Annotated in this window: 4 protein-coding genes and 2 tRNA genes; all 6 read left to right on the top strand. The window is 31.4% G+C overall.

Annotation, left to right across the window (positions count from 1 at the left end; all coding sequences use genetic code 11):
- Positions 1-12: 12 nt before the first annotated feature.
- The 6 genes from KPL51_RS22470 to ftsH all read left to right on the top strand — a co-directional run bounded on the left by KPL51_RS22470 (position 13) and on the right by ftsH (position 7,018).
- A tRNA-Met gene (locus KPL51_RS22470) sits at positions 13-88 on the top strand.
- A gap of 5 nt (positions 89-93) precedes the next feature.
- Positions 94-170 (top strand) — tRNA-Met (locus tag KPL51_RS22465).
- A 328-nt stretch (positions 171-498) separates the two neighbouring features.
- Positions 499-2,889 (top strand): stage II sporulation protein E, encoded by a 2,391-nt coding sequence (spoIIE, locus tag KPL51_RS22460; protein ID WP_216166553.1) that lies wholly within the window; start codon positions 499-501, stop codon positions 2,887-2,889.
- Between the two features lie 246 nt (positions 2,890-3,135).
- Positions 3,136-4,530: a tRNA lysidine(34) synthetase TilS gene (tilS, locus tag KPL51_RS22455; protein WP_312888841.1), complete on the top strand. Its 1,395-nt coding sequence runs from the start codon at positions 3,136-3,138 to the stop codon at positions 4,528-4,530.
- Positions 4,531-4,532: 2 nt separating this feature from the next.
- The gene (gene hpt / locus KPL51_RS22450; protein ID WP_216166549.1) at positions 4,533-5,069 is read left to right on the top strand and encodes a hypoxanthine phosphoribosyltransferase; all 537 of its coding nucleotides are present in this window, start codon (positions 4,533-4,535) and stop codon (positions 5,067-5,069) included.
- A 110-nt stretch (positions 5,070-5,179) separates the two neighbouring features.
- Positions 5,180-7,018, top strand: coding sequence for an ATP-dependent zinc metalloprotease FtsH (gene ftsH / locus KPL51_RS22445; RefSeq protein WP_216166547.1), 1,839 nt, complete (start codon positions 5,180-5,182; stop codon positions 7,016-7,018).
- Positions 7,019-7,146: the final 128 nt, after the last annotated feature.

The raw sequence follows: 7,146 nt of genomic DNA, 5'->3' as shown, positions 1-7,146 counted from the left end.
AGCACCAAATATCGCGGGATGGAGCAGTTGGTAGCTCGTCGGGCTCATAACCCGAAGGTCGCAGGTTCAAGTCCTGCTCCCGCAACCAAATACGGCGGAATAGCTCAGCTGGCTAGAGCATTCGGTTCATACCCGAAGGGTCGTAGGTTCAAGTCCTATTTCCGCTACCATAACTCCTAAGGAAACTTATGAGTTATTTTTTTTGTTCATTTTTGAGCTATAAAATTGCAACCATAATATATATGTGTGCAAAACATATAAGTATATTTTTCTCAAATATATAATTGCATGAAGTGACATGCTTCATTTAATATTTTAAAACCTGCTATATAAATATGGTAGGTTTTTTTATATTATAGGAGATTGTAAAATCTAGATTAAAAAATATACAAATTAATGTCTCACGAAAAATATATAAAAGCCTCACCTTATGACATTTATTTCCAAATGAAATTGTTATAATAAAGCTCTAAATAACAAAGGTGGGTGATTTTTAATATGCAATATGGCATTGATATTTTTCCATACGAAAGACTTAGAAAGATAAAAGAGGAAGTACAAAAGAAAAATGAATTAAATATTAATATGATTATTAGAGGAATAGTTTATTTCACTGTAAGTTTATTAATAAGCAGGGTTCTGTTACTTAACAACACTGCACCCTTTGGTATAGCTTTTTTAATAGCTACAATATTTATTAACAAGGAAAAAATTTCAATAATTACAGCCAGTGGTACATTTGTAGGTTATCTTACTTTATACAAAACTATAAATAATTTGCCATCATATTTAATACTAATAGTCACCATTGCTGCTATTAGTAATATATTTAAAAAGATAGAAGTAAAAACTAGAGCATTGGCTTCTATGTTTGCTATTATTATATTAGAATTGTTCGCTTATAATTTCTTTGTGGTCAGGGTAAGCGGATTAATGGCTTTTTTAAATTCACTTTTTTTAGTTTTATGTATCTTCCCTTTATATTTTATTCTGGATTATAGTCTTTTATGCTTTAAGGAAATTAAAACAAAGCATATATTTTCAAATGAAGAAATAATAAGTATGTCAATTATAAGTTCATTAGTTATTGCGGGTACCTGGGGCATCAGTATTTTTAGTATATCAATTACAAATATTGTAGGACTAGCTTTTGTTATAATAATAGCCTATATTAACGGAAGTGGTGCTGGAGCAGCATCCGGAGTGGCAATGGGTATTATTGTAGGGATGTCTTCCCCAAATATGATTATATTTATAGGAATGTATGGTATTTGTGGTTTAATAACAGGAATTTTTAAAGAAACAGGAAAGTGGCTAAGTGTAGCATCTTATTTAGTAGCTTTTTCAATAATAAAAATATATTGTATTACAACATCTGAGTTTATGATATTTGAAGCATTGCTAGCCGCGGCAATATTTTTACTGATACCACTAAAGGCTTATGATGAATTATCATTAGAATTTAATTCAGATAAGAAAAAACAAAATATAGATCAAGGATATATAAACAAAATTAAAGATACATTCGTAGGTAGGCTAAATAATTTTTCTGATGTACTTTCTAATATGTCAGATATATTAAATAACTTAGTAGATAATGAAAAGCTAGCAATGAAGGGTAAAAGTAGTGCTCTAGTTGAAAATCTTGCGGATAGAGTGTGTAGTAATTGTACTATGAAGTCCATGTGTTGGAAAAGAGAATTACATTATACATACGCGGCATTCGAAGAACTAATCCAAAATTTTGAAAGAAAAAGTGATAGTGTACCAGAAGAGATTGAAAGAAAATGTATAAGGAGGACGGCTTTACTTAAAAATACAGAAGATATTGTTAATAAGCATATTATAAATGAGATGTGGAGAACGAGGCTTAGTGAAGGTAGAGAGCTTTTAGCAAATCAAATTAGTAATATGGCGGATTCAGTAGGAGAAATTGTTGAAGATTTTAACTCTGAAATACAAATAGATACTCCTATGGAGAAGCTTATCTGTAGGGCCTTAGATAAAAATAGAATTAAGTACAATGACCTTATGTGTTTGAATGATAAACTTGGGAGACTTAGTATTAAATTCTCACTAAATGCTTGTGGCGGAACACAAATGTGTGTAAAGGAGCTATTGCCTATTATAAATGGTGTTACAGGTAAGGCTATGTGTGTTAGTGATGAAGGGTGTAGTATAGATCCAAAGACCAATATGTGTAAGGTAACAATTGAAGAAACCCCTAAGTTTCATGTGGTATCAAATGTAGCCAGGCAGTGTAAGGATGGGGAAAAGTTTAATGGAGATAGCTATAGCTATGGAAAGCTGGCTGATGGAAGTTATATGTCAATTATTAGTGATGGTATGGGTTCTGGTCCTCAGGCAGGCAGGGAGAGTGAAGCTGCTGTTGAATTAATAGAAAAATTTACAGCAGCGGGGTTTAGTAAAATAACAGCTATTAATACTGTAAATTCAATAATGACTTTGAGATTTTCCGAGGAAGAAAAATTTTCGACAATTGATTTAAATAGTATAGACTTATATACTGGAGAAATTGATTTTATGAAAGTGGGGGCAGTTGCCACATTTTTAAAATCTGGTGATAGTTTAGAAATAATAAAATCTAAATCCCTTCCTATTGGTGTTTTAGATAAGGCGGATATAGACATGCAACAAACAAAATTAAAAAATGGTGATATTATAGTTATGCTTAGTGATGGAGTAATGGATTATGATGATGAAAATGTAGGGAGAGTAGATTGGATAGTTGATTATTTGGGTAAAAATAATTGCAATAATCCCAAGGAACTAGCTGATGGGTTGCTTTCGGAAGCAAGAAAATTAAGTGGCAATAGAGTAAAAGATGATATGACTGTTCTTGTTTCAAAGATATATAGTTTATATTAATAATATTTTACAAGAAAAATACCTATGTTCTGTAATTAATAAAAAGTATTGCCACATAAGTAAGAAGGTAAAATTAAAAAATGAAGAGTGTATTTATAGGATTCAGAACCTATTCTATTTTCTTCATTTTTCTCTTTTTATACAATGATTTAAAAAAAAATGAAATATATATTTTTATATTATATGTTAATATGATATAGTAATATTGGAATAAAAGTATATAGACTTGAAAAATAAATTTGGGAAGTGAAAGTTTTGTCTGAAGTAGTTATGGATTTTATAAAAAAGAATTCAATGTTTGATAATGGAGATAAGGTTATAGTTGCATTTTCTGGTGGACCTGACTCAACATGTTTGCTTTATATTTTAAATGAATTAAAGGAGAAACTTGGGATTACAATTGTGGGGGCTCATTTAAACCATTGTCTTAGAGGACTAGAATCTGATAAAGATGAGGAATATGCAAGAAAAACTTGTAAGAGCTTAAATATAGATTTTTATAGTAGAAAAGTCGATATACATAGAATATCAAAAGAAAAGAATATATCTTGTGAAATGGCAGGGCGAGAAATAAGGTATGAATTTTTTAAGGAGCTTATGACTGAGTTAAATGCCAATAAAATTGCATTAGCACACAATGCTAATGATCAAGCTGAAACTATTTTAATGAGGATAATGAGGGGAACTGGTATTCAGGGAATGGTCGGTATAAAACCTGTTCGGGATAAAATATATGTAAGGCCAATAATTCATCTTAGCAGAAGTGAAATAGAAAAATATTGTGAGGTAAATAACATAATTCCAAGAATAGATAAATCAAATTTAGAAAAGATTTATGCCAGAAATAAGGTTAGGTTGGATTTGATTCCATATATGGAGGAAAACTTCAATACAGACATAATTAACACCTTAAATCGATTATCGGATGTCCTAAAAGTAGATAATGACTATTTAGAAAATATTTCTGCTGGAAAGTATAAAAAACATTGTGTGATAGATGATCAAATGGTTATAATAGACAAGAATGCTTTTTTGGAGCATGATTCAATTATAAGTAGAATTATTAGGAGCGCACTGCTCCAAGTGAATAATAATTTATATAATTTTGAGAAAGTTCATATATCTAATATTATAGAACTTCAAAAACATAATACCGGTAAAGCTATAATGCTTCCTCAGAACATAATAGTTGAAAATTGCTATGGGGATATACATATACGTATAAATACTAAGGTTACTGAAATCAATGATAAGCAGTATGTTCTAAATGTTAATGAGAAGAACATTATTCATTCTTTAAACAAAGTAGTAAAAATTGATATTATACCCAAAGTACAGTTTACAGAAGTAAAAGGAAATAATTATATTGTGTATTTTGATTATGATAAAGTTCAGGGTCCGATAACATTTAGGTATAGGAGGCAAGGAGATAGGTTTATACCATTAGGTATGAAGGGTAATAAAAAAATAAAGGATTTTTTTATGGGTTTAAAAGTACATAAAGATAAAAGGGATGAAATACCCCTATTATGCTTTGGTGATGATATAGGTTGGGTAGTTGGATACAGGATTAGTGAAAAATTCAAGGTTTCAAAAGATACTAAAAATATATTGCAGATAAGAATTGAAAGTGAGGAATAAGAATGAATAATGATATTAAAGAGGTATTGTACAACCAAGATGAATTAAGGGATAAAGTTAGACAAATGGGTGCAAAAATAAGTAAGGATTATTTGGGAAAAGAACTTATACTTATTGGTATTTTAAAAGGATCCGTTATATTTATGTCGGATTTACTAAAAGAAATTACAATCCCATGTAAAATGGATTTTATGGCAGTTTCTAGCTATGGCAATTCAACTACAACTTCAGGTGTTGTAAAGATTTTAAAGGACTTAGACTTTGAAATTGAAGGAAAAGATGTACTAATAGTAGAAGATATTATAGACTCTGGAGTTACACTTAAATATCTAATGAAGTGTTTATCAGCACGAAACCCATGTAGTTTAGAAATTATATGTTTACTTAATAAACCAGAAAGAAGAAAGGTAGATATAGATGTTAAATATTTAGGATATGATGTGCCTGATTATTTTCTTGTAGGATATGGGTTAGATTTTGCAGAGAAATATAGAAATTTGCCTTATATAGGAATACTTAAAGAGGAAATTTATAACTAAATATGTACAAAACATATATTTTATTAATTAATAATTAATATATATTTTATTGTCAAGTGATTTTTAATGTGATAAAATTTCAAAGTAACGAAAAAGAGAGGGGGTTTCTAATGAAAAAAATTTCTAGTGCATCAATATGGTTTGTAGTATTTGTACTTGTGATTTTTGCAGCATTAGCCTTAAATGAAACTGGTAAAAAAGCTAATACACTTAGTGTTGATCAATTTCAAGAATATTGGGTTAAAAAAGAAATAAAAAGTGTTCAAGTAAGAGAAGATAAAACAGTAGCAGGGGAATTAACTAACGGAACTGAATACGAAACAATAATTCCATTAGAAAGATTAATGCAAGTTATGGATAAAAATCCGAATATAAACGTTAAGGAATTATATATAAAACCAGCTAGTATGCCAATGTGGTTACAAATAGTACCTACACTCCTTATAATTTTAATGCTTGTAGTATTTTGGTTTATGTATATGCAGCAATCTCAAGGTGGTGGCGGTAGTGGTGGTAATAGAGGCGTAATGAATTTTGGTAAAAGCAGAGCTAAAATTGCCACTCCAGATAAGAAAAAAGTTACATTTGAGGATGTAGCGGGAGAAGATGAAGAAAAGGAAGAACTTGCGGAGGTGGTAGATTTCTTAAAACAACCTAAAAGATATCTAGAAGCTGGGGCAAGAATTCCAAAAGGTATTCTTCTTGTAGGACCACCAGGTACTGGTAAGACTTTGCTTGCAAGGGCTGTATCAGGAGAAGCAGGAGTTCCTTTCTATAGTATTTCAGGTTCTGAATTCGTTGAGATGTTCGTAGGTGTTGGAGCCTCAAGAGTAAGGGATTTATTTGAACAAGCGAAGAAAAGCGCTCCTTGTATAATATTTATTGATGAAATTGATGCAGTAGGTAGACAAAGAGGTGCTGGACTAGGCGGCGGACATGACGAAAGAGAACAAACTCTAAATCAACTATTAGTTGAAATGGATGGATTTGGTGTAAATGAAGGTATAATCATGATAGCTGCAACTAATAGACCGGACATACTTGATCCTGCTCTTTTAAGACCAGGTAGATTTGATAGGCATATCTTAGTTGGTGCACCAGATGTTAAAGGTAGAGAAGAAATTCTAAAAGTACATTCTAAAGGTAAGCATTTAGCAGAAGAAGTAAAGCTTGAGGTATTAGCGAAAAGGACACCAGGATTCACTGGTGCAGACCTGGAGAATTTAATGAACGAAGCTGCTCTACTTTCAGTAAGAAGTAGTAAAAAAGTTATAGGAATGCTAGAACTAGATGAAGCAGTAACTAGGGTTATTGCAGGTCCTGAAAAGAAGAGCAAAGTTATAAGTGAAAAAGATAGAAAATTGACGGCATATCATGAAGCCGGGCATGCTGTTGTAATGAAATATTCTCCACTTTCAGATCCAATTCATCAAATAAGTATTATACCAAGAGGTATGGCAGGTGGATACACAATGCATCTTCCAGAAGAAGATACAGCTTATACTTCTAAACTAAAACTTAAAGATGAAATGGTTGGACTTCTTGGTGGTAGAGTTGCTGAAAAATTAATACTTCAAGATATTAGTACAGGTGCTAAGAATGATATTGATAGAGCATCTTCCATTGCAAGAAAAATGATTATGGAATATGGTATGAGCGATGTTCTAGGACCAATATCTTTTGGAAATGATCATAATGAAGTATTCTTAGGTAGAGATTTAGGTAAAAGTAGAAACTTTAGTGAACAGGTAGCTTACCAAATAGATTCAGAAGTTAAGGCTCTTATTGATGAAGCTTATGAAAAAGCTGAAAAAATTCTTGCTGAAAATATAAATAAGTTGCATGCAGTTGCTCAAGAACTACTATTAAAGGAAAAACTTGAAGGTGTAGACTTTGAGGAGATAATTGCTAGAACGGATACAGATGGTATTGATTTATCAAAGATTTAAGGAACTTACGAGGCATACAGTAAATTAACTGTGTGCCTTTTTTTTAGTGCGCCCGGCATGGGCGTTTACTCGTCGGTGAAAGTCCGATACGGGGGCTGATAGTGCCAACCGTTAGCTTAAGACAAGGG

It is taken from the genome of Clostridium bowmanii (assembly GCF_018861315.1).
Lineage (GTDB): Bacteria > Bacillota > Clostridia > Clostridiales > Clostridiaceae > Clostridium_AD > Clostridium_AD bowmanii.
Note: the sequence above shows the minus strand (reverse complement) of the source record. Positions and strands in the feature narration are given on the sequence as shown.